At 22.0% G+C, this 23,783-nt stretch carries 18 protein-coding genes, 3 tRNA genes and 1 pseudogene; 16 read left to right on the top strand and 6 right to left on the bottom strand.

From position 1 onward, the window contains the following. Nucleotides 1–14: 14 nt before the first annotated feature. The 4 genes from STAT_RS00085 to STAT_RS00100 are packed head-to-tail and all read left to right on the top strand — an operon-like array spanning nucleotide 15 to nucleotide 5,461. Nucleotides 15–1,733: an OstA-like protein gene (locus STAT_RS00085; protein WP_119305266.1), complete on the top strand. Its 1,719-nt coding sequence runs from the start codon at nucleotides 15–17 to the stop codon at nucleotides 1,731–1,733. Beyond that, on the top strand, nucleotides 1,730–2,923 hold the full coding sequence (locus STAT_RS00090; RefSeq protein ID WP_119305267.1) for an aspartate aminotransferase family protein: 1,194 nt from the start codon (nucleotides 1,730–1,732) through the stop codon (nucleotides 2,921–2,923). Before STAT_RS00085 ends, STAT_RS00090 begins: the two co-directional genes overlap by 4 nt. A gap of 13 nt (nucleotides 2,924–2,936) precedes the next feature. Further along, on the top strand, nucleotides 2,937–3,713 hold the full coding sequence (gene truA / locus STAT_RS00095) for a tRNA pseudouridine(38-40) synthase TruA (protein WP_119305268.1): 777 nt from the start codon (nucleotides 2,937–2,939) through the stop codon (nucleotides 3,711–3,713). Then, on the top strand, nucleotides 3,710–5,461 hold the full coding sequence (locus STAT_RS00100; protein ID WP_119305808.1) for an ABC transporter ATP-binding protein: 1,752 nt from the start codon (nucleotides 3,710–3,712) through the stop codon (nucleotides 5,459–5,461). Before truA ends, STAT_RS00100 begins: the two co-directional genes overlap by 4 nt. Here the strand turns inward: STAT_RS00100 and STAT_RS03105 are convergent. The 3 genes and pseudogenes from STAT_RS03105 to STAT_RS03115 all read right to left on the bottom strand — a co-directional run bounded on the left by STAT_RS03105 (nucleotide 5,425) and on the right by STAT_RS03115 (nucleotide 6,752). Continuing rightward, nucleotides 5,425–5,832 (bottom strand): hypothetical protein, encoded by a 408-nt coding sequence (locus STAT_RS03105; protein WP_244273563.1) that lies wholly within the window; start codon nucleotides 5,830–5,832, stop codon nucleotides 5,425–5,427. The genes STAT_RS00100 and STAT_RS03105 overlap by 37 nt on opposite strands. A 165-nt stretch (nucleotides 5,833–5,997) precedes the next feature. Then, nucleotides 5,998–6,198 (bottom strand): annotated as a pseudogene (locus tag STAT_RS03110) (peptidylprolyl isomerase); the annotation flags it as partial. Beyond that, nucleotides 6,171–6,752, bottom strand: coding sequence for a SurA N-terminal domain-containing protein (locus tag STAT_RS03115; RefSeq protein WP_244273564.1), 582 nt, complete (start codon nucleotides 6,750–6,752; stop codon nucleotides 6,171–6,173). The gene STAT_RS03115 and the pseudogene STAT_RS03110, both read right to left, overlap by 28 nt. Nucleotides 6,753–6,837: 85 nt before the next feature. Between STAT_RS03115 and lptB the strand changes: the two genes are divergently transcribed. Then, entirely contained in the window at nucleotides 6,838–7,569 is a 732-nt protein-coding gene (gene lptB, locus STAT_RS00110) for an LPS export ABC transporter ATP-binding protein (RefSeq protein WP_119305269.1), read from the top strand. Continuing rightward, the gene (locus STAT_RS00115; protein WP_119305270.1) at nucleotides 7,566–8,195 is read left to right on the top strand and encodes a thiamine diphosphokinase; all 630 of its coding nucleotides are present in this window, start codon (nucleotides 7,566–7,568) and stop codon (nucleotides 8,193–8,195) included. Before lptB ends, STAT_RS00115 begins: the two co-directional genes overlap by 4 nt. 9 nt (nucleotides 8,196–8,204) lie before the next feature. Here the strand turns inward: STAT_RS00115 and mdh are convergent, their stop codons facing one another. Further along, the gene (gene mdh / locus STAT_RS00120) at nucleotides 8,205–9,131 is read right to left on the bottom strand and encodes a malate dehydrogenase (protein ID WP_119305271.1); all 927 of its coding nucleotides are present in this window, start codon (nucleotides 9,129–9,131) and stop codon (nucleotides 8,205–8,207) included. Nucleotides 9,132–9,277: 146 nt separating this feature from the next. Between mdh and gcvP the strand changes: the two genes are divergently transcribed. Further along, entirely contained in the window at nucleotides 9,278–12,172 is a 2,895-nt protein-coding gene (gcvP, locus tag STAT_RS00125; RefSeq protein ID WP_119305272.1) for an aminomethyl-transferring glycine dehydrogenase, read from the top strand. An 83-nt stretch (nucleotides 12,173–12,255) separates the two neighbouring features. On the opposite strand, the gene tsaD is transcribed toward gcvP, so the two are convergent. Further along, nucleotides 12,256–13,287 carry a tRNA (adenosine(37)-N6)-threonylcarbamoyltransferase complex transferase subunit TsaD gene (tsaD, locus tag STAT_RS00130; protein ID WP_119305809.1) on the bottom strand — a complete coding sequence of 344 codons (1,032 nt, stop codon included), beginning with the start codon at nucleotides 13,285–13,287 and terminating at the stop codon, nucleotides 12,256–12,258. A gap of 83 nt (nucleotides 13,288–13,370) precedes the next feature. Between tsaD and STAT_RS00135 the strand changes: the two genes are divergently transcribed. The 5 genes from STAT_RS00135 (at nucleotide 13,371) to STAT_RS00155 (ending at nucleotide 19,774) form a co-directional block, all read left to right on the top strand. After that, nucleotides 13,371–17,159 carry a translocation/assembly module TamB domain-containing protein gene (locus STAT_RS00135; protein ID WP_119305273.1) on the top strand — a complete coding sequence of 1,263 codons (3,789 nt, stop codon included), beginning with the start codon at nucleotides 13,371–13,373 and terminating at the stop codon, nucleotides 17,157–17,159. A gap of 169 nt (nucleotides 17,160–17,328) precedes the next feature. Beyond that, nucleotides 17,329–17,859: an Lrp/AsnC family transcriptional regulator gene (locus tag STAT_RS00140; protein ID WP_119305274.1), complete on the top strand. Its 531-nt coding sequence runs from the start codon at nucleotides 17,329–17,331 to the stop codon at nucleotides 17,857–17,859. Between the two features lie 1,626 nt (nucleotides 17,860–19,485). Further along, nucleotides 19,486–19,570: transfer RNA gene (locus STAT_RS00145), tRNA-Ser, on the top strand. Between the two features lie 25 nt (nucleotides 19,571–19,595). Then, nucleotides 19,596–19,670 (top strand) — tRNA-Pro (locus STAT_RS00150). Nucleotides 19,671–19,700: 30 nt separating this feature from the next. After that, nucleotides 19,701–19,774 (top strand) — tRNA-Arg (locus tag STAT_RS00155). Here the strand turns inward: STAT_RS00155 and STAT_RS00160 are convergent. After that, nucleotides 19,772–20,443 carry an ATP-dependent Clp protease proteolytic subunit gene (locus tag STAT_RS00160; protein WP_119305275.1) on the bottom strand — a complete coding sequence of 224 codons (672 nt, stop codon included), beginning with the start codon at nucleotides 20,441–20,443 and terminating at the stop codon, nucleotides 19,772–19,774. The genes STAT_RS00155 and STAT_RS00160 overlap by 3 nt on opposite strands. Nucleotides 20,444–20,558: 115 nt before the next feature. Here STAT_RS00160 and STAT_RS00165 point away from each other — a divergent pair, with 115 nt between their 5' ends. Genes STAT_RS00165 through STAT_RS00180 form a run of 4 tightly spaced genes read left to right on the top strand, consistent with a single transcriptional unit; the run spans nucleotide 20,559 to nucleotide 23,732 of the window. Further along, nucleotides 20,559–22,013: a lipopolysaccharide biosynthesis protein gene (locus tag STAT_RS00165; RefSeq protein WP_317124582.1), complete on the top strand. Its 1,455-nt coding sequence runs from the start codon at nucleotides 20,559–20,561 to the stop codon at nucleotides 22,011–22,013. A 25-nt stretch (nucleotides 22,014–22,038) separates the two neighbouring features. Further along, complete coding sequence (locus STAT_RS00170) at nucleotides 22,039–22,410, top strand: dCTP deaminase/dUTPase family protein (protein ID WP_244273565.1); 372 nt, start codon at nucleotides 22,039–22,041, stop codon at nucleotides 22,408–22,410. 20 nt (nucleotides 22,411–22,430) lie between these two features. Then, the gene (locus STAT_RS00175) at nucleotides 22,431–23,462 is read left to right on the top strand and encodes a sugar phosphate nucleotidyltransferase (protein ID WP_119305278.1); all 1,032 of its coding nucleotides are present in this window, start codon (nucleotides 22,431–22,433) and stop codon (nucleotides 23,460–23,462) included. A 48-nt stretch (nucleotides 23,463–23,510) separates the two neighbouring features. After that, entirely contained in the window at nucleotides 23,511–23,732 is a 222-nt protein-coding gene (locus tag STAT_RS00180; RefSeq protein ID WP_394798178.1) for a Sec-independent protein translocase subunit TatA/TatB, read from the top strand. Nucleotides 23,733–23,783: the final 51 nt, after the last annotated feature.

The following is a 23,783-nucleotide window of genomic DNA, read 5'->3' on the forward strand; positions in this document are numbered from 1 at the left end:
TTTTATAATTAATTGTGAAATATGGATTTTTTATTTTTATTATTCTTTTATTATTTTCATTAAACAAAACATTTTCTATTTCTAACAAAAAAATAAAATCTATACAAATTATTCATGCAGATCTAATTCAAAATAACGTAGAAAATCAAATTTTTGTTTTAATAGGAAACGTTCATTTAAAATATGATAATTATCATCTTTTTTGTGATAAAATTATATATAATAAAAAAGATAATAAATATCGTGGATATGGAAATGTAAGATTATCATCAGGAAAAAATAAAATAATATCTCAAAATATAGTAGGAAATTTTATTAATTTTCAATTATCAGGTAAAGTTGTTTTATATATACATCAAGGAAAAATAAAATTAACATCGGATATTGTTAATTTTTTTTTTAAAAAAAAATTATTTCAAGCTATCAATCATGTTGTTTTATTTTTTAATAAAATAAAATTAACAACTAATATATTGGAATATGATTTGGTATTAAATCAAATTTTTTATAAAAAAAATAGTGTTATTTATTATAGAGATTACACTATATCTAGTAAAGAAGGTTTTTTTTATATAAATAAAAAAAAAATAGAATTAAAAGATGAAATCAAATTGATTAATCAAAATTATACTGTATATACCAATACGGTAAAATACCTATTTGAAAAAGATCAAATTTATTTTGATAACCCCACTATCATAGTACAAAATACAAATATTAATCATTTTATTTATACTAAAAAAGCACTGTTTTCAATTCAAAAAAAAATATTTTTATTTAAAAAATATGTAAGTATTCATTATAATGATCAAATTATAAAAGGAGAATATTTATTTTTTGATCAAAAAAAAAATTTTGGATTTATGAAAAATATTTTTTTAGAAAATGCGAAAAAAAAATATTTTTTAATAAGTGGATATGGAGAGTTTGATTTTCATTCTGATTCTTTAATTTTCCAAAAAAATCCAAGAGTTATAAAAATATTAAAAAATAATTCAATCTTTATTTATTCAAATATTTTAAAAGTAAATCTAAAAAAGAATGATACATTTTCACTTCAGGGTTTTTCTATTAAAATTTTTTTTATGAATGAAAATGAAACTAAAACTATTGTTCAAGGAATATGTAATCTATTTCATTATGAATCATCAAACGATGATATGAAATTTTATGGAAATCCAATATTTTGGTTGTTTCACAATCAAAAAATTACTGGAAAAACAATATATATTCAAAATGATGAAAAAAATAATTTTTTAATTAAAAATATAAAAATTATAGGAGACACTTCTTACATAGAAAAAATTAATTCGGAAGAATTTAATCAAACAGAAGGTGATATTATTACCGGTTTTTTTAATAAAGAAAATTTTTTAGAAAAAGTAATAATTCAAGGAAACGTTAATAGTATTTTTTTTCTTTCTTTTAATAGTAGTAAAGAAAAAAAAATAATTAATAAATCATATTGTGAAATATTATCAATTTATTTAGATAAATCAAAAAAAATAAGAAAAATTTTTTGTGAAAAAAAAGCATATTCAGAACTAATTCCGGTAGATCAAAAAACACCTAAAAAATTTTTTTATTTATCTAATTTTAATTGGAAAGAAGAAAGTAAACCAAAAAAAAATCAAAAACTTATGATCTATAAAGAAATGGAAAAATATAAAAAAGAAGGTTTATTAGAAAAACAAATAATAAAAAATATGATAAATAGAAAAAAATTTTTATGAAAAAAAAAGAATTAGAAAAAGATTTTTTTCAATATCAAACTCAAATTAATCCATATCCTATGAATATTATAGTAGATCATGCTAAAGGAAGTTATATTTATGGAATAAATGGGAAAAAATATTTAGATTTTGTTGCAGGTATTTCTGTAAATGTATTAGGACATGGAAATAAAAAGATTAAAAAAGCTATAAAAAAACAAGTAGATCAATATTTACATACTATGGTATATGGAGAATTTATACAATCTCCTTGTGTAAAATTATGTAAAAAAATTTCAGAAAATACTCCTAACCCGCTTACTACCACTTATTTAGTGAATTCTGGAACAGAAGCAGTAGAAGGTTCTTTAAAATTAGCCAAATGTTATACAGGAAGAGAAGAGATTATATCTTGTAAATGGTCTTATCATGGAAGTACACATGGTTCTATGAGTATTATGGGAAATGAAAATTATAAAAGGGCTTTTAGGCCTCTATTACCTTTAGTAAAATTTATTACGTTTAATCATGTGGAAGAGTTAATAGAATCCATTACAGAAAAAACTGCTTGTGTGATTTTAGAAACTATTCAATGCTCTTCTGGAATTATATTACCTAATAATTTTTTTTTAAAAGAAGTAAGAAAACAATGCCATAAAAAACAGGCATTAATGATACTTGATGAAATCCAAACTGGATTTGGAAGAACAGGAAAACTTTTTGCATTTGAACATTACGAAATCGTTCCAGATATCTTAATCATGGGAAAAGGAATGGGAGGTGGAATGCCTATTAGCGGTTTTGTTTCATCTAAAGAAATTATGAAAACTTTTAGGGATATAGCTCCTTTAGGACATTTAACTACTTTTGGAGGAAATGCTGTTTCTGCTTCTGCTTCTCTAGCTACTTTAAATGAACTTATCAGTTCAGATATCATGGAACAAGTTCCAATAAAAGAAAAATGGATTCGTGAACATTTAGTTCATAATGAAATCAAAAAACTTCATGGAAAAGGTCTTTTTCTCTCTTTGGAATTAAAGAATAAAGATAAAGTAGAAAAAGTTTTGAATAATTGCATAAAAAAAGGATTAATATTATTTCGTTTTTTATTTCATGAAAATTTTATTCGTATATCTCCTCCATTAACTATAACGAAAAATGAAATTAAAAAGGGTTGTTCTATTATTATTGAATGTTTAAATCTGCTTTAAAAAAATAAAATAATTGAGATTTTTTATTGAATTAGCTTATAATGGAAAAAATTTTTTTGGATGGCAAGTTCAAAAAAAAGTAAGTACAGTAGAAGAAAAATTAGAACATTGTTTATCACAATTATTAAAAAATTCTATAAATGTAATAGGTGCTAGTAGGACAGATAAAGGAGTTCATGCTAGACAAATGTTTGCTCATTTTGATCTTGAAAAAAAAATAAAAAAACAAAGACTTTTAATAAATAGATTAAATATATTTTTACCTAACTCTATTAGAGTATTCAATATTTTTCCAGTAAAAGAAAATACTCATGCAAGATTTTCTGCTATAAAAAGAACATATAAATATTATTTAACACAAGAAAAAAATCCATTTAATCAAGATTTTTCTTGGTATTGTTTTTATTATCCATTAAATATTCAAAAAATGAATATAGCATCAAAAAAACTTATGGAATATAAAGATTTTAGTTCTTTTTGTAAAAAAAAAGGAAATAATAATAAAAATGAAAAAGAAAACAATATATGTAAAATTTATCATGCTAATTGGTCTTATGAAAATAAAGAGGATAAAAATATTTTATGCTTTACTATTGAAGCAAATCGATTTCTAAGATCCATGGTTAGAGCAATTATAGGAACACTCATTAATGTAGGAAGAGAAAAAATTAGCATTAATGAATTTTTAAAAATCATAGAATCAAAAAATTCTAATTTTTGTAAATTCATAGTTCCTGCATGTGGTTTATTTCTGACTCGAATTCTTTATCCAGAAGAAATTTTTTTATGAAAAAAAATTTTAATAAAAAAGAATATTCTCTAAAACAGCTAATTCTAATTTCTCTAGATTATAAAATTACATTAATATCAATAATTTTTATTTCTATATTAATTTCATTCATTTCTGCTTATCGTCCTAAATTAATACAAAAAGCTATAGACGTTCATATTCTTTATAAAGATTTTTTAGGATTAAAAAATATATTAATTTTGATAATTATGCTTCTTTTTTTAGAAAGCATATTCCATTTTATTTTATTATACATGTCTAATGTATTAGCTCAAAATGTAATTGAAAAAATTAGAGTTCTTTTATTTGAAAAACTATTACATTTTAAAAATTCTTTTTTTAACAAAACTCCAATAGGAAAATTAATTTCTTATTCTGTTTCAGATGTAGAAACTATAGCCGTAATATTTAATGATGGAATTTTACTTGTTTCTGGAGATATTTTAAGGATTATAATGATCATTATTATGATGTTTACAGTTCACAAAAAACTGTCTTTTATAGTTTCCTTAACTATTCCTTTTATGTATATCATTACTCGTTTTTTTCAAAAAATATTAAAAAAAACGTTTCAAGAAGAACGTATTCAAACTTCACGTTTAAATAGCTTTTTGCAGGAAAACATCATAGGAATGTCTATTATTCAACTTTTTCATAAAGAAAAAGAAGAATATTTAAAATTTAAATCTATTAATCAAAAATTAATGGACGCTCATTTTAAAACTATTTTTTATTTTTCTATTTTTTTTCCTATAATAGAAATAATTTCCGCATTTACAATAAGTATTGTTATATTTTATGGAGGATTTCATACAATTGAAAAAATTGGAAATGTAAAACCTGGACAAATTATTGCTTTTATTTTTTTTATCTATCTTCTTTTTCGTCCTATGCGACAAATAGCTGATAGATTCAATATTATACAAAGAGGAATAGTTGGAATAGAACGTATATTTTCTATATTAAATTCTAAGGAATTTATTCCTATTAATAAAGGAATTTTTCGTTTTGAAAAATTAAAAGGACATATTGTATTTAATAATGTACATTTTTATTATACAAAAAATGAAATAGTATTAAATGATATTTCTTTCGAAATTCAACCGGGAGAAAAATTTGCTATAGTAGGAGCTACAGGTTCTGGAAAATCTACAATTACTCATCTAATTTCTAGATTATATGAAATAAAAAAAGGAAATATTTGGATCGATGGGCGTACTATACAAGATATAGAGGTAAAAAATTTAAGATCTCATATTAGAGTAATAACACAAGATCCTTTTTTATTTAATGACTCAATTGTTAATAATATCACTTTAGGAGATCCATCTATTAGTATTGTTAAAATAGAAAATATGGCAAAAAAAATAGGAATCCATGATTTTATTACATCTTTACCTTATGGATATAAATCTATAGTAAAAGAAAGAGGTGGTTTACTTTCTATTGGAGAAAAACAATTAATTTCCTTTTTAAGGATTCAAATGCACCCCTATTCCGTACTGATATTAGATGAAGCTACTGCATCATTAAATAAAGAACTAGAAAAAATGATTTATCATGCTACAAATATTTTAACAAAAAATAAAACTTCTATCATCATTACTCATCGTCTTTCTACATTAAAAAATGTAGATAAAATATTAGTTCTTGATAAAGGACATATTGTGGAAAAAGGCCCTCATCAAAAATTAATTCAATTAAACGGATATTATGCTGGATTATATAGAGAATCTTTGAAAAAATGAACTGAACAATTCATTTTTATGTAATAAGTACTTTTTAAAATTTTTTTTGCCCAATTTTTGATTCTTTCTTTTTTCTTGATGTCTTTTACTAAATTTTTTAAAATATCATAATCCTTTTCAAAAGAAACGGGTTTAGATGGGATTTCATCCAATAATTTTATGATAATAAATGCTTCTTTTCCATTTATAATCTCTTTGTAAGGATGACTTATTTTTCCTTTTTTTAAAAAAAGGAATATTTTTTTCATATTTATTGATAATAAAGGTTCCTCTATCCAAGATGGATTCCGTACTATTACATCAACAGTTTTATTTTGATTTAAAAATTTTTGAATTTTATATAAATCTATCTTATTATGGTAATGAATCATACGTTTTCTAAAATATTCTGAATATAATTTTGTTTTGTATAATTCCTGTTTTGAATATTTAGGTTTAATTAAAATATGTCTAAAATCAATTTCATTTTTTCCTTTTTTTTCTAATTTTAGAATATGAAAACCTAAATCTGTTTCAAATGGATCAGATATCTCTCCTTCTTTTAAAGAAAGAACTAAATCATAAAATTCTTTTGAAAGATCGTTTAATTTTGTTCCTTGAATAAGTCCTCCATTTAATGCTGAAGAATCATCCTCAGAAAATAAAATAGCTTTATTGGAAAAATCACTATCAGAATGAATTTCTTTCTTTATCTGATTTAAAAAACCAACTATTTTTTTTTTTTTATTTCGTTTAATTTAGGATAAAATATGAGATAAGAAAAATATATTTTTTTTGGAAAATGAGGAATCTTATTTTTTTTTTTATGAAAAAAAAATTTTACTTCTCTTGGAGAAACTTCTACGTCATCTGTTATTTTATCGTAAAATTTTTCTATGTATTTTTTATTTTTAATTTTTTCATTTAATTCTTTCAAAAATTCTTCATTTTGAAACTGCATTAAAAGTTCTTCTTGATTAACATATTTTTTTTTCATTTCCGATAAAATATCTTGAATTCTATATTTTAATTCTTGATCGCTAATATCTATACTCTTATCTTTTTTTGCATGATAAAGCATTAATCTTTGAATAAAAACATTGTTATTCAAAACATCAGTATTACAAAAAGGGACTCCTTCATTATTATTCTTTTTACTATTACTAACTTCAGAATCTAAAATGATATCATCTCCTACTACAGCAGAAATTCCACTCAATTTTTCTAAACAAAAGGAATTTGAAAAAAAATTATGCATAAAACATAATAAAAACACAATCGAGAAAAATTTTTTATTTTTTAAATTATTCATAATTTTTTATTAGATATGTAAATATAAATAACAAATATATTTATATTTTTTTTGATAAAAAAAATTTTAATATACATGAAGTATTATGAGTTTGAAAGCTAACAACGTATGTAAAAAATATAAAAATAAGTATATAATTAGAAATGTTTCGATTCAATTAGAAAAAGGAGAAATTGTTGGATTAATAGGTCCTAATGGAGCAGGAAAAACAACTTCTTTTTACATAATTATAGGATTAATTAAGCCAGACAAAGGAAAAATATTATTTTTTAATCAAGATATAACATTTTATCCCATGTACCGACGCTCTAAAATAGGGATCGGATATTTAGCTCAAGAACCATCTATATTTAGAAAATTATCTGTAGAAGATAATATTTTATGCATATTAGAAATGCAAAAAATATCTCGTAAAGAAAGAGAAAAAACAACAGAAAGACTAATTAAAGAATTAGGATTACAAAAAATTCGAAATCATAGAGGAGATCTAATTTCTGGAGGAGAAAGAAGACGTACAGAAATTGCTAGATGTTTAGCTATAAATCCTAAATTTATTCTTTTAGATGAACCTTTTTCTGGAATTGATCCAATTGCTATAGAGGAATTACAGAAAATAATTCTTTTTCTAAAAAAGAAAAACATAGGTATACTAATTACAGATCATAACATACAAGAAATTGTTACAATAACAGATCGTATTTATTTAATGTTTAATGGAAAAATCATAAAATATGGATCTACCGTAGAAATTATGAAAGATCCTTTAATAAGGAAAGTTTATCTGGGAAGTAGGATCATAAATTTTAGAAATAAATGAATCATCGATTTGATAGTCCAGAAGTAGGATTATTTTTAAATGGGACACCTCCTCCTTTTTTAGAAAAAATTTTTTGTTTTTATAAAAAAATATTTGCAGTAGATGGTGCTTTTTATTACTTAAATGAATTTGGGGTTTCAGTAGATTATATTATTGGAGATTTTGATTCTATTTTATTAAAAAAAAATATTCCTTTAAAAACTAATTTATTAAAAATTTATGATCAAAATTATACTGATTTCGATAAAGCATTGAATGTTATTTATGATCTAGGATTTACAAATATTAATGTTTGGGGTGCGAGTGGAATGGAGCAAGATCACTTTTTAGGAAATTTATCTACAGCCTTAAAATATAAAAAAAAATTATCTATAATATTCCATGATCAATATCATTTTTATTTTTTTTCTGATAAGAATATTTCTTTTTATCAGAAAAAAAATAAAAAAGTTTCTTTATTTCCGTTTCCTACAGTAGAAGGATTATGTACTTATGGATTAAAATATTCCATAAAAAAAGGGGTTTTAAAAATAGGAGAAACAATAGGAATTAGAAATGAAGCTTATAAACAAATAATAAAAATAAATTACAAAAAAGGGGAATTATTAATATTTATAGAAAAATAAAATTAGTATTCAATATTTTTTAATTTTATTGATCATACTTTTTACATGATCAAATGATTTTTTCAAAAAATTATTTTCTTTTTGATTCAATTTCAATTCTATAATTTTTTCTACTCCAGATTTCCCCAAAACAACTGGAACTCCTAAACATATATCTTTTAATCCATATTCTCCTTTTAAAAATACAGAACATGGGAAAACACGCCTAGAATCTTTTAAAATAGATTCCACTATTTTTACGATAGATATACTAGGAGCCATCCAAGCAGATGTTCCTAATAAATTTAGGATCTGTTCTCCTCCTTTTTTAGTTTTTTCAATTATTTCATCATTTTCTTCTTCTGATAAAAATTCATTAATAGGAATTCCTGATATAGATGTGTATCTATATAAAGGGACCATTGTATCACCATGTCCTCCTAATAATAAACATTGTATATCAATAGGAGATACATTTAGTTTTTTAGATAAAAAAAAACGATATCTAATAGAATCTAATATTCCAGCCATACCAATTATACGAGAAGAATCTACTTTTGCTGTCATATAACTTACGTATGACATCACATCCAATGGGTTCGATACTATGATAAATTTAGATTTTGGAGAGAAAAAAATAGATTTCTTAGTTACAGTATAAATAATATCCGCATTTTTCTTAAGAAGATCATCTCTAGTCATTCCAGGACTTCTTGGGAGTCCACTAGTAATAATAATAATTTCTGAATTTTTTGATTGAGAATAATCATTAGTAACTCCAATTACTTCAGTATTTGATTCCACCATGGGTAACATTTGAGATATATCCAAACTTTTTCCTTCCGAAATTTTTTCTCTGATATCTAACAAAACAATTTTTTTTACGATATTTTTTTGCGCTAATAAACTAGCACAAGATGCCCCCACATTTCCTGCCCCAATAATAGTTATTTTCATTTTTTTTTATTTATTATATGCGATGAAAATATTGAATATTGAAAGTATTAATGTTTTTATTACAATAATAATTGATCATCTTTTTTTATTTATAATTAAATTTACAACAATCAAGAAACTGTAAAGTTAAATACAATTTTATTTCTATGAAAAAGAGTTACATTAGGAAAAAAAAATTTTATCATAGACATATAGGTTCATCTTGTTATGAAATTAATAATATGTTGAAAGAATTAAAGTATTCTTCTATTAGAGATTTTATTAATCAAACTGTTCCAAAAAAGATACGTTTAAAGAAAAAATTAAATCTTCCCAATTCTATTTCGGAATATCAATATCTAAATCATATTTATAAAATAAGTAAAAGAAATAAAATTTATCGTTCTTATATAGGATTAGGGTATAAAAATACCATAACTCCAAGTGTAATTCAAAGAAATATTTTAGAAAATCCTAGTTGGTATACTCCATATACTCCTTATCAATCAGAAATATCTCAAGGACGTCTAGAGGCTTTAATTAATTTTCAAACTATGATTTCGGATTTAACCGGGATGAAAATTAGTAATGCTTCTATGCTAGATGAATCAACAGCTGCATCTGATGCTATGTTTATGATTTATCAAGAAAAAATGAAAAAAAAACAAATAGATAATAATTATTATTTTTTTATTTCAGACGAAATTTTTCCACAGACTTTTTTCGTTTTAAAAACAAGATGTTTTGGATTAGGTATTCGTATTATAAATGACTCTCATAAAAATTTTAAAAAAAAATATAATAATAAAAAAATATTCGGAATAATAATATCTTATCCATCTAGTCTAGGAGAAATATATGACTATACTGAAACAGTTAAATATGCAAAAAATCACAATATATCAATTATAGTTTCTACAGATCTTTTGTCTTTATCTTTATTAAAACCTCCTGGAGAATGGGGTGCAGACGTAGTTATAGGATCCAGTCAATCTTTTGGAATTCCTATGGGATATGGAGGACCTCATGCGGCTTTTTTTTCTACTCACGAACAATATAAACGTTTTTTACCAGGAAGGATTATTGGTATATCTGTAGATAAAAAAAATAAAAAAGCTTTTCGTATGGCTTTACAAACAAGAGAACAACATATTAAAAGAGAAAAAGCAACTTCTAATATTTGTACAGCACAAGCACTTCCTGCAGTAATGGCTTCTATGTATGCTTTATATCATGGAAAAAATGGATTAATAGAAATAGCAAAATGTATTCATGAATACACTAAAAAATTAGAATTTTTATTGATTAATAATATCAATTCTATTTTTCAAGTAAATACTTTTTACTTTGATACTCTAAGAATTAAAACAGATTTTGTAAATGAAATTAAAAAAATATCAGAACGTAAAAAAACTAATTTTAGATATGTTGATAAAAATCATTTAACTATTACTTTAGATGAAACGACTTCTAAAAAAGATATAAATCATATTCTCTCAATTTTTTACGAAGCATATAATAAAAATAAATATAAAAAAATAAAATATCGTATAAAAAACACTTATGATGAATATAGATTTCCTAGTTTTTTAAAAAGAACTTCTAATTTTTTGAAACATAAAAATTTTCATAAATTTCATTCAGAAAATGAATTAATGCGTTATATCAAGAGATTAGAAAAAAAAGATATTTCCTTAATTCATTCTATGATTCCACTTGGATCATGTACTATGAAATTAAATGCTTCTTCTGAATTATTTTCTTTAAGTCAAAATGAATGGAAAAATATTCATCCTTTTGTACCTAAAAAACAAGCAATGGGATATTATTTTGTTATTCAACAATTAAAAAAATATTTAAAAGAAATTACTGGATTTTCCGGAATTTCTTTACAACCGAATTCAGGCGCTCAAGGAGAATACGCAGGTCTCATGGTCATAAAACATTATTATCATTCATTAAAAGAATATAAAAGAAATATAGCATTAATTCCTTCTTCTTCTCATGGAACGAATCCTGCATCAGCAAATATGGCAGGAATGAAAGTTATATCAATAGATACTACCAGTAGTGGGGCTATTGATAAAAATGATTTATTAAAAAAAGTTAAAGAAAATAAAGACTTATTATCTGTATTAATGGTTACTTATCCTTCTACTTATGGTATTTATGAAAAAGATATTCAAGGGATTATTGATATAATTCATGAAAACGGAGGTCAAGTTTATATGGATGGAGCTAATATGAATGCCCAAGTAGGATTAATTAAACCTGCACATTTAGGTATAGATGTTTGTCATCTGAACCTTCATAAAACTTTTGCAATTCCTCATGGAGGAGGGGGACCTGGAATGGGCCCTATTTGTGTAGCTTCACATTTAAAACCTTTTCTTCCTAATCATCCTTTTCAAATTCAAGAATATAATAAAAAAAATAAAAAAATATTAACTATATCCTCTTCTCCATATGGATCTCCTTTAATTTTAACAATTCCTTATGCTTATATTCGTTTATTAGGACCATATGGTCTTAAAAAGTGTACAGAAATATCTGTATTAAATGCAAATTATATCAAAAAAAAATTAGATAAATTTTATAACATATTATATGTGGGAGAAAATAATGCGGTAGCCCATGAATTAATTATAGATTGTCGAATTTTTAAATATTCTACAAATATAGAAGTTATAGATATAGCCAAAAGAATGATGGATTACGGATATCATGCTCCTACTATATCTTTTCCTGTAGAAGGATGTATGATGATAGAACCTACAGAAAGTGAATCTAAAGAAGAATTAGATCGTTTTATCGAAACTCTTATTAGCATAAGAAAGGAAATTAAGGAAATTGAAGATGGAAAATTTTCAAAAAAAAATAATGTATTAAAAAACGCTCCTCATAGTATAGAGGATTTGACTCAAAACAAATGGATCTATCCTTATGATAGAGAAAAAGCAGCTTATCCTTTATATTGGATTAAAGACAGAAAGTTTTGGCCATCAGTAAATCGTATTGATGATGGATATGGAGATAGAAACTTAAACTGTACATGTATCTAAGTATAGATGGATTCTAATTAATTTTAGAAAGAAGAAAATAATAAATAAATATATATATAAAAGTAAGTTGTATTTCTATTTTCTTAAAATGTTTTAAATTTTGAATATGGTGTAATATGAATAGAATCAAATAAATTTCTTTCATATTTTAGTAATCCTGTTATGGCTATCATAGCTCCATTATCGGTTGTATATTCTTTTTTTGGTATAAAAATTTCGAATTCTTTATTTTTTTTTGAAAAAGAAATAAATGAATTCCTAATTTTATGATTAGCAGATACTCCTCCTGCTAAAACTATTCTGAAAATACCAGTTTGTAAAATAGCTTTTTCTATTTTATCTAAAAGAATTTCTGCTATAATATTTTGTATAGAAGCGCAAATATCAGATAAATTTTTTTTTAAAAAAAAATTATCTCTTTTTAATTTTTTTTTTATAAATTGTAAAACATCGCTTTTGAATCCACTAAAACTAAAATTTAGTCCATTTACTTTAGGTTTTGAAAAAACGAATTTTTTTTCGTTTCCATTTTTAGAAAAAAAGTCTACCATAGGTCCACCAGGATAACAAAAACCTAACATTCTTGCTATTTTATCTAAAGATTCTCCTATAGAATCATCTAAAGTAGAACCCAAAACCTCCATTTTAAAAAAATCATTTACTTTTATAATTTGAGTATGACCACCACTCATCACTAAACCTAAAAATGGAAATTCTGGATAAGAGTTATTGATGTTAGAATTTTGTATAAAATGGGAAAGAATATGAGCTTGTACATGATTTACAGTTAATAATGGAATATCTAACCCCATAGAAAAAGATTTTGCAAAAGAAGCTCCTACTAACAAAGGGCCAATTAATCCAGGTCCTAAAGTAAAGGAAACAGCATCAATTTGATATCGATGAATTTTTGCTGAAAAAATAGCTTTTTGGACTGCTCTTGCAATATTTTGGTCATGTAATCTTGAAGCTAATTCAGGAACTACTCCTCCATATTTATTATGAATTTTTTGATGAATTATAATATTAGATAATACTTTCCTATTTTGAATGATAGAAACACCTGTATCATCACATGATGATTCTATTCCAATAATTATCGGTTTTTTTTTCATAAAAAAATATCGATATCTTTGAAAATGAGAAAAATATTTTTTCAAGAATTAAAAAAAAAAAAATCCTTATTCTACTGTTTTTAGTGTTAGGATTACTTTTATTTTCTATTTATCATGAAAAAAAAATAAAAGAAAAAGTTTCTACATTTTTATTAAAAATTTTTTTGAAAAAAGTAAAAAATCGTTGGAATGAAAAAATTATTATCAAACATGCTTCTATTAATTTTTTAGAAAAAGAACTTATTTTACACGATGTAAAAATATTAGACCATCATTATTTTTCTTTCATTCGTTTATCTAAATGTAAAATATCTATTGATAATTTACTTTATTTTATTTTTATAAATTCAGATTCTTTAAGAATAAAGAATATTTTCATTGAAAATTCCTATTTTTTTATAAAAAAATATTTTAAAGAAAAAGAAAATAATATTATTTTTTTCATTAGAGATTTTTTGATTCATAAAAAATTAAATAAATTTCATAATAATTATATTACCTGTTCTAAATTAATAATCAATAAATCTTACTTAGAATACCAAAATAAAAATAAAAGTTTTAATAGAAAAATTTTTCAAAAAAATTTTTATAGTTGTATAAAAAACATTCGAATTGATAATCAAAAAATAAAAGCTTCTATTTTATCTTTTCAATCTGATAAGTATTTTATAAAAGTAAAAGAAAATAAAATTCCTTTTATTATAAAACATTTGTCTTGTGATTTAATATATTATTTTTTTATTTCAAAACTAAAAGGAAAAAACATTTTTATAAAAACATCCAATAGTTTATTAAAAGGAAATTTTATTTTTTTTCAAAATCCAAAAAAAAATAAAAAATTTTCTACAGAAAAAAACATACAATGTCAAATTTTAGAAGGATCAAAATTAGGTTCAGATTTAGGTATTTTGTTTTATAAAAAATGGAATTCTTATTCAAGAATATTTATTAAAGGAACTGTTCACGGGGAGTTTAATCCTGAAAAAAACAAATTTTTTCTTTACAATATTTCGATAAAAGAATCAGAAAAAAATAAATTAATCGCAAATCAAATTCATATTATTTATAATTCAAAAAAAGAATGGAAAAAAATCAAATTTTTTAAAATTCTTTTTAAAATTCATCCTCATTATAATAAAAGAACAATTTTATCCAGTTTGAGTTCTAAATTTAAACTAGATAAAATATTTCTTAGTTTGAAAAATCCTATTATTTATAAAGGAGATTTATTATTATCCTCATTTGAAAATGATAAAAAAAATTTAAAAATAAAAGGAACCATTCAAAACCGTTTTTTTGCAGTTAAAATACTGACTGATATTTATTTTTTTAATAAACGATATACAGGTCAAATTTTTATAGATAAAAAATACCTTTTTTTAAAAAAAAAAAATTCTTTAGAAGAAAATAAAATACAATTTTTAAATAGTTTATCAAACTTATCTATTCTAAATTTTAAAGAAAAATTTTATAATTATTTTATAACTATACTACTTTCTCATTCAAAATATAAAATCCTTTTTACAGGAAAAAAATTTAAAAATATTCAAAAAGCATATATAAATATAACATATAATAATAAAAAAAAAACTAATAGAAATATTAAAATAATATTTATTAATAATAATAAGGAACATCCTTTTCAAAAAATAAAAATAAATATTCATGATATGATCATTGGTCATATTTATGAGTCTATGGATTTAAAAAATTTATTCAATTTTTTTTGTTTAAAAAATTCATATAAAAAAGAAACCAAATATTTTAGATTTAATTTTTTGATTAAAAAATATTTTTTTGATTTTATAAAAAACAAAAATAAATTTTCTGATATTCAAATTTCAGGAGAAAAAAAAGATAATATATTTAGAATGATTTTCTATACAAAATTTATACAATTCAACAATATTTTTTTTAATCAATTTTTCCTAAGAATAGATTCTTCTTTGAAAAAAAAATTAAAGATTCATATAGAAAAAATTATTTATAAAAAATTTTTTTCAAAAAAAATAAATATATCCGTTTTCAATCCAAAAAACTTGTGGATAATAAATTCTAAGTTCCTTTTCAAAAGAAAAGGACAAGAATACGAAGAACAAGTATTAAATTTTTTTTGTAAAAAAGAAGAAAAATATTTGATAATATGTAAACCTTTTTTTTCTAAATTAAATATAAACGGATATAATTGGTTAATTGATTCTAATAACAACCCTAATAACAACTTAGGATTTATTAAAATTGATTTAATCCATCAAAAATACATTATTAATAATATTGTTTTTTATTCCGATAATCAAAAAATTATTATTAATGCAAATTATTTTAAAAACAAACAGAAAATATTTCAATTTTATCTAAAGAATCTACAATTAAAAAAAATCATATTTAACAAAAATATAGATGGATTAGCAAATGGTTTTTTTTATTGGAAAAATGTTTATAACCAAATTGAACCTAACATTAATATAAATTTTCAAAATTTTTCAATTGGAAAGAAAATTTTGGGAAATTTTTCTATTTTTTCTTCAAAGAAGAACGAAAAATATTATGAAATAAATGGATTTCTTAGGAAGAATTCTTATGATATTTTAAAAGTATTTGGATTTATTAAAAATGAATCAAAAAATCAAAATAAACTTAATTTGAATATCATTATTCAAAACCTGAAAATAAATAATTTTTCTTTTTATTTAAAAAAAATAAATAGTAAAGTAAGAGGGACTATAAAAGGAAAAATACAAATTTTTGGTCATTTGAATGATCCTCATTTTTTAGGAAAATTAGAAATCCAAAAATTTGGAATCATAGTAAATTCTGCAAACACAAATTATGAAATCATTAATCCCGCGTATATTAACATTTTTTCTGAGTTTTGTACATTATCTAATTCTTGTTTCGTAGATACTAAATATAATACAAAAGGTTATATCAATGGTTTCTTTTTACATAAAAACCTTATTCAATGGAACTTAATAAAGTTATCTATTAATACAAAAAGATTGATTGTTTTAGATTTAAAAAAAAAACAAAATAATTTTTTATTCGGGAAAATATTTACTCATGGAAAAATTCAAATAACAAAAAAAGAAAATCAGACTCTGATTTCTATGAAAAATGGAAGAATTTTAAATTCTTCTCATCTATACATTAACTATAAATCTAAAATATTAGAAAATCGAAAAAAAGATGTGTCTAAAATAAAATTAAACGATTTTAAAAAATTCAAAAAAAGAGAAGAAAATAATTCTTTATTAATAGATATAAATACAACTATCGATAAAAATACAAAACTTTCAATACTTTTAAATAAAATTTATTCTATTGAATTTATAGGAGATGGTTTTTTCTTAATAAAAAAAACATTAAAAAAAAATATAAAAACTAGTGGTAGCTATTTTGTAAAAAATGGATTTTATAGTTTTCATTATAATAAGAAAAATAAAATTCCAATCAAATTAAAAAAAACATTTAAAATAAAAACAAGAGGTTCTATTTCTTGGATAAATAACTTTGATCAATCTAATATTGATCTTATAGCTAGTAAGACTAAATATGCATATAATATTATTGAATATATAGGAAATTTTTTCTTCGAAAAAAATACAAAAAATATGATTCTTACAGAATTAAGAATTTATATCTATGGTAAAATAAAAAAACCAAATATCTATATGGATATTCTACTTCCTGATAGTAAGGAAAATATACAAAAAAAATTATCAGAAAAATTAAAAAATGATGAAGAAAAAACAATGCAATTTATATCTATTTTAGTTTTAGGAAAATTTATACCAAAAAAAAATTTTTTTTATTTTTTTATATATAAATTTTTTTTGAATAAATTGAAAGACTCATTATTAAATAATGAATAAATAGTCCTATTAAAATAAAAAATAAAAAAATTATAGAAAAAATTCTAATCTTAGATCAAAAAATTATAATATTTATAATTAACTAAAAATTCTTCAAAAGAAAGTTTTGTATCTTGATATTTAAATACCTTTATTCAAGAAAATTGATAGAAAATAAAAACATAAAATAATGATTCTAAGATATAATACAGACGAAATTGACAATACTATTGTTAGAAAATTAAATATAAACGCTAGAACCTCCTATACTGAAATTAGTAAACAAATCAGTAAAGAAATAAAACCATTATCAGTTGGAACGATTCATGTGAGAGTAAAAAAATTAGAAGATGCAGGAATTATAAAGGGAAGTACTTTAATTATAGGATACGAATCATTAGGGTTTCATTTAATAGCTTTTGTAGGAATTTTATCGGATTCTCATGAATCTAAATTAGTAAAAGAAGAATTAAAAAAAATACCGAATATAGTACAACTTTATATCACTTCAGGAAAATATAATTTATTTTGCAGAATTATTGCTAAAAACCCTTTAGATGCAAGAGATGTAATTTCTAAAATAGGAGAAATTAAAGGAGTACTCAGAACAGAATCGACTATTTGTTTAGAAGAAAGTATTAATGATGAAAATAGATTATTATCCAATATTTTACAAAATAATAAAATACCTTCTTATTATAAAAAAAAGACATTACAATAAATAATATAATTGGACCTTTCTATTCTTTATCATTTATATATATATATGTTTCTTTTTTTTACTTTAAAAGGTAAAATTTTCTATATAAAAAAGGGATATAAATCCAATTTTATTTAAAAAATGGTTAATTTTTTCCATAATAAAAATGTTGTATATAAAATTTTAATCATTGTAATTTTATCGTTTACATTTTTTTCTAAAAAAAGATAAAAAAATAGATTCCAATTTCATCCAAAAAAAATTATCACATAATATATTTTAGAATTAATACTTAATACTACACCTAGTTTTTTTTGAAAAAAATTTAATATATAAAAAAATAAAATATTTCCTTTACAAAAGAAAATAATATTATTAATATCAATAGTAATGAAATTATCAGAAAAAAATCCAAATTTCATTTTATTTTAAAAAAAAATATAAAAGTAGGACATGAAATAAAAAAATATTATTGTCTTATTATAGGTTATTTTTTTATTATAATTTTTACTTTATTTATTTAATATTTATACTATGTATTTTTTATTTTGAAATCAAAATATTTAAAAGCAATAAAAAAATTAATTTTTTAATTATATATTATTTTTTATTACCACTTTAGTATTAAAATAAAATATTATAACTCCAATTTTGGAACCTTTCCATCCGGAAATAAATGGTCTTTTTTCAATTCTAATTTTAGTATTTTTATTCATCAGTTTATTTACTTTAATCTATAAAGGATAGTTAAAAAAAATTTCATGCATACTTTTTATTTATTTTTCTTAGTGGATTTTTGACTTTATTTATTCGTATATTAATATTTTCTTTTGAAAAATTATAAAATTCAACTTCAGATATTTCGTTCTTAAAATTATCTAAACCCAATACTCTTATCTTTATTAAGATTATTTTCTGAAAAAAATACCAGGTACTTTACGACATATTTTAACAGTTTCAAATATAGTATAAGAACCTTCTGTTACACAATTGGCGTTAGTTCGTTGTTAACAAAAAATTAGGATTAATTTATCATGATATAGAAAAAATAAAAAATTCTAATTTTTTCATTGAAAATAAAAAAAACATCAGTTCAATCCTCATAAAAAATTAAGTACAAAAAAAGTGCTAAAATTATTTTAAAACATGTAATCCAATAGGAGCTAAACTATAGCAAAAAAAAATATCATTTACCTGATCTCCTATTGCTGATTTTATACATTTCTATCATAGAAATAGTATTGTTTTTTATAAAAAATAAAAAAAGATAAATCTAAATTTAAAAGTAGATAAAAAAATTTCAATATTTTAGTTCTAAACTATTTCCAAAAAAAACAAGTATTGTAATGATAACTGATTCTACAAAATCATCTTCAAAAAGTATAAAAAATACATCAACTTAAAATTTTGAAAAATTAGTAAAAAATATAATTGAACAAAAAAAAATAGAAAATCAATCTTTAAATGAAGATATTACTATAAAAAAACAGTAAAAAATAAAATAAGTTCTAAAAAAGAAATTAAAAAATATTTATCATACTAAATAAAATAGTACATTATAATTCTCAATTCATATATGATAATGAAATAAATAGAAAATAAATTATTTGGTTATTTAATAGATCTATTTTAGATTTGTATTTTTTTGGAGAATTGCCGGAGTGGTTAACGGAACAGTTTGCTAAACTGTCGGTGTATAAACACTGCGTGGGTTCGAATCCCACATTCTCCGTTATATAAAAAAACGGGTAAAAAAACGGGGTATAGCGTAGTTTGGTTATCGCGCCTGGTTTGGGACCAGGAGATCGTAGGTTCAAATCCTGCTACCCCGATATTTTTATTTTATTATAATATTATTATAAGATCACGTAGCTCAAATGGATAGAGCTACTGCCTTCTAAGCAGTAGGTTGCAGGTTCGAGTCCTGTCGTGATCATTTTTTTCCTTCTAATACTTCATCTATCATACCGTATTTTTTTGCTTCTATAGAGTCCATCCAATAGTCTCTATCTGAATCTTTTTCTATTTTTTCAATAGGTAAACCTGAATGTTTCGATATAATTTCATAAAGTTCTTTTTTCAATTTTAAAATTTCACGAACTGTTATTTCAATATCTGAAGCTTGTCCTTGTGTTGATCCTATAGGTTGATGAATCATTATTCTAGAATGTTTCAATGCAGATCTTTTATTTTTTACTCCTGCACAAAGTAAAACAGCAGCCATAGATGCAGCCATTCCAGTGCAAATAGTTGCTACATCTGGTTTTATAATTTGCATTGTATCATATATACCCAATCCAGCATAAACATCTCCTCCTGGAGAATTAATATATATTTGTATATCCTTTATAGAATCAACAGATTGTAAAAACAATAACTGAGCTTGCACTATATTTGCGACTTGGTCTTCTATTGAAGTTCCTAAAAAAATAACGCGATCCATCATTAAACGAGAAAAAACATCCATTTGAGCTATATTTAATTTTCTTTCTTCAACAATATAGGGAGTCATAAATTTAATGTAATCGCTCATTGCTAAACTACTAATTTTTTTATGCTTCCTTGCGTATAGCATAAACTCTTTTGAGTTTCTATGATTATCCATTTTTTTTATATTGAAAATTTCATCAAAGTTACTTTCTTATATATAAAATTTTATTAAAAAAATTTATACATGCATAAAAAATACAGAAATTATAAATTTTTAATCTAAAAAAATATTGAATTTGTATAAAAAATTAGCAATACAAACGATTATATATTCGATAGGATTTGCACTTCCTAAAATTATAAATTATGTTTTTTTGAAATTTTTTACTATTGTTTTTAAAAGAGAAGAATTTTCTCTTTATACAGATATGTATGCGTTATCTTTCATAGTTATAGGCTTTCTTTCTTTTGGTTTAGAAAATACCTATTTTAGATTTTTATATAAGAAAAATTGTAACAAAGAGATTGTTTTTTCAACAGGAGTGATAATACAATTGTTAATTAGTTCTTTCTTTTTGATAATTTCTATATTTTTAACAAAAAATTTATCTTCTATTGCTGGATATTATCATCATCCAGAATATTTTTTAATGTTTTTTTTAATTATTTTTTTCGATACAATTTGTATTCTTCCTATGGCTTGGCTTCGTGTAAATGATAAACCTATACAATATTCCATAATAAATATTGTAAATGTATTGGTACAATCATTTTTAATAATATTTTTATTTCTCTATAGTAAAAACTCTTTATTTTTTTCTATTTTTTTTATGAGATGGATTAATTCTTTTACAGATAAAATAGGTTATATATTTTTTGCAAACATGATTTCTTCTTTAATCAATTTATTTCTAATTTTTCCTATTTTTTTAAAAAAAGTAACTATAAAAAAATTTAATAAAGATCTTGCTATAAAAATGTTAAGTTATGGTATTCCTATTATGATAGGAACAATTTCTTTTTCTATCAATGAAAATTTAGATAAAATTTTGATTAAAAGATGTATTTCAGATGAAATTAATGGAGCTTATTCCGCTTGCTACAAAATTGCCTCTTTCATGAGTTTATATATTAAGGTTTTTAGATTAGGAATTGAACCCTTTTTTTTTAAAAAATCCAAAGATTCCGATGCAATATATTATTATGAAGAAATCATTTATATATTTATTTTATTTGGATTAATTTTTTATGTATTAATATGCGGAAATATTAACATGTTTATGAGGTTTTTAATTGAAAAAAAATATCATATAGCTATTCCTATTATTCCCATAATAATGATGGGAAATCTTTTTTTGGGAATTTATACTAATTTATCCATATTTTATAAAATAATAGATAAACCCATTATTGGAACTTATATATCGTTAATCGGAATGTTGATCACTTTTTTGTTTAATGTTATTTTTATTTTTATTTCTACTAATAATAGTTTTATGATTCCGGCTTGGGGGACTTTTACATCTTATGGATCTATGCTTATAGTTTTATACATTTGGGGAAAAAAATTTTTTTTACAATTTTGTAATAAAAAAATTACAAATATTATAATACATTTTATATTTGCACTTTTTATTGTTTTTATGATAAAAAGAGAAATAAAATTGAATTTTTTATTACAAATATTATATCTAATAATTATTCTTTTTTTAGAAAGAAATAGATTGAAAAATTTAATAAAATAAAATAAAATAAATTTTGCGTAAAAAAATGTATCAATCCACTTTAATTTCCAATATTAAAAAATCTATTTCCATTAATTTTTTGGAAAGAAAGTTGATTTCAACTGGTATTTTTTTTATTTACGAAAATACTAAATACTCTTTTTTTTTAAAGAAAAAAATGATAAAAACTGTTTGTATCATTCATATTACGAAAAATAAGAAGAAACACTTCTTTTATGATGAAATTCAAATTATTATAATCAATGTTTTTCCTGAAAAAAATATAATAATTGAACCTAATAATAAAATAGGAGTATTAGGTGTTGTTAAACATGTAAAAATAAAATGGAAAAAGTGTTCTATTTTAAATATAAGTATGAGAGGAGATAATAGTTTTGGAAGTACTGGAATATTATAACATAAAATAAATAAAATGATATGAAAATTATAATTCCTATGGCTGGAAAAGGATCGAGACTTTTTCCACATACTTTAAATACTCCTAAATCATTGATATCTATTGCAGGAAAAACAATTTTGAAAAGACTTTTGGAAAGTTTATCAAAAATTATTCAAGTTTTTTCTATACAAGAAATTATTTTTATTTTAAAAAATTTTGAAAATGAAATAGTAGAAAAACAATTAATTAAACTCTCTTATGAGATGAATATTCATCCTGTTATATACTACCAAATAAAACCTCTTGGAACTGCAGATGCTTTGTTAAAAGCTAAAAATTCTTTAACAGGAGAACCAGTACTTATTGCCTTTTCTGATTCTTTATTTTATCATAATTTTTTTGATAAAGAAATTACTACTCACCAAGTAGATAACATTATATGGACCAAAAAAGTTAAAAATCCTCATTTATTTGGTATTGTAAAACATGATTCCTCAGGGATTATTACTCATTTTATAGAAAAACCAAATAATTATATATCAAATCTTGCTATTGTTGGTCTTTATTATTTTAAAAATAGTTTTTTTTTAAAAAAAGAATTACAATTTTTATTAGATCATAATATTAAGAATGAACAAGAAGAATATCAATTAACGTCGGTTTTAGAAAGTATGAGAAAAAAAGGAGAAAAATTCATTATTAAACAAATTAAAGAATGGATGGATTTTGGAAATCAAAAAGGGATTATTTATTCGAATTCCAAAATATTATCTATTGAATCTAAAAATTCAGAATTAATTCATAAAAAAGTTATTATAAAAAACAGTTTAATTATAAATCCTTGTTCAATCGAAGAAAATACAAATATTGAAAATAGCATTATAGGTCCTTATGTTTCAATAGGAAAATTCACAAAAATAAAAAATAGTAAGATTAAAAAATCTATAATTCAAAATTATACAATCATTCAACATGCTAATTTAAATCATTCAATAATAGGGAACCATTCTATTTATATAGGAGAAAAAGAAAGAAAAGTAAATTTGAGTGATTACTCCGTTTTCAAATAATATAAAATTAAAAATCCATAATTTTTTTTATATTTGAAATAAAATTCCATGTACATGGATTTTGTTTCTATTTTTTCTATACCACTTGGTACTTTTGGAACCACAGAAATCGTGGTTATTGTCATTCTTGCACTTTTACTATTTGGAGGTAAAAAAATTCCTGAATTAATGAGGGGATTGGGGACCGGATTGAAAGAATTTAAAAAAGCTTCTGAAGAAGAAAAAGAAGAAAAAAATTCAGATTCAATAGTTAAAAAAGAAAAAGAATAAGAGATTTACATTCATTTTTTTTGATTAAATCTATTCTTTTTTTTTCTATTT

Source organism: Blattabacterium cuenoti STAT (genome assembly GCF_003573915.1).
In the GTDB taxonomy this organism is placed as follows: domain Bacteria; phylum Bacteroidota; class Bacteroidia; order Flavobacteriales; family Blattabacteriaceae; genus Blattabacterium; species Blattabacterium cuenoti_A.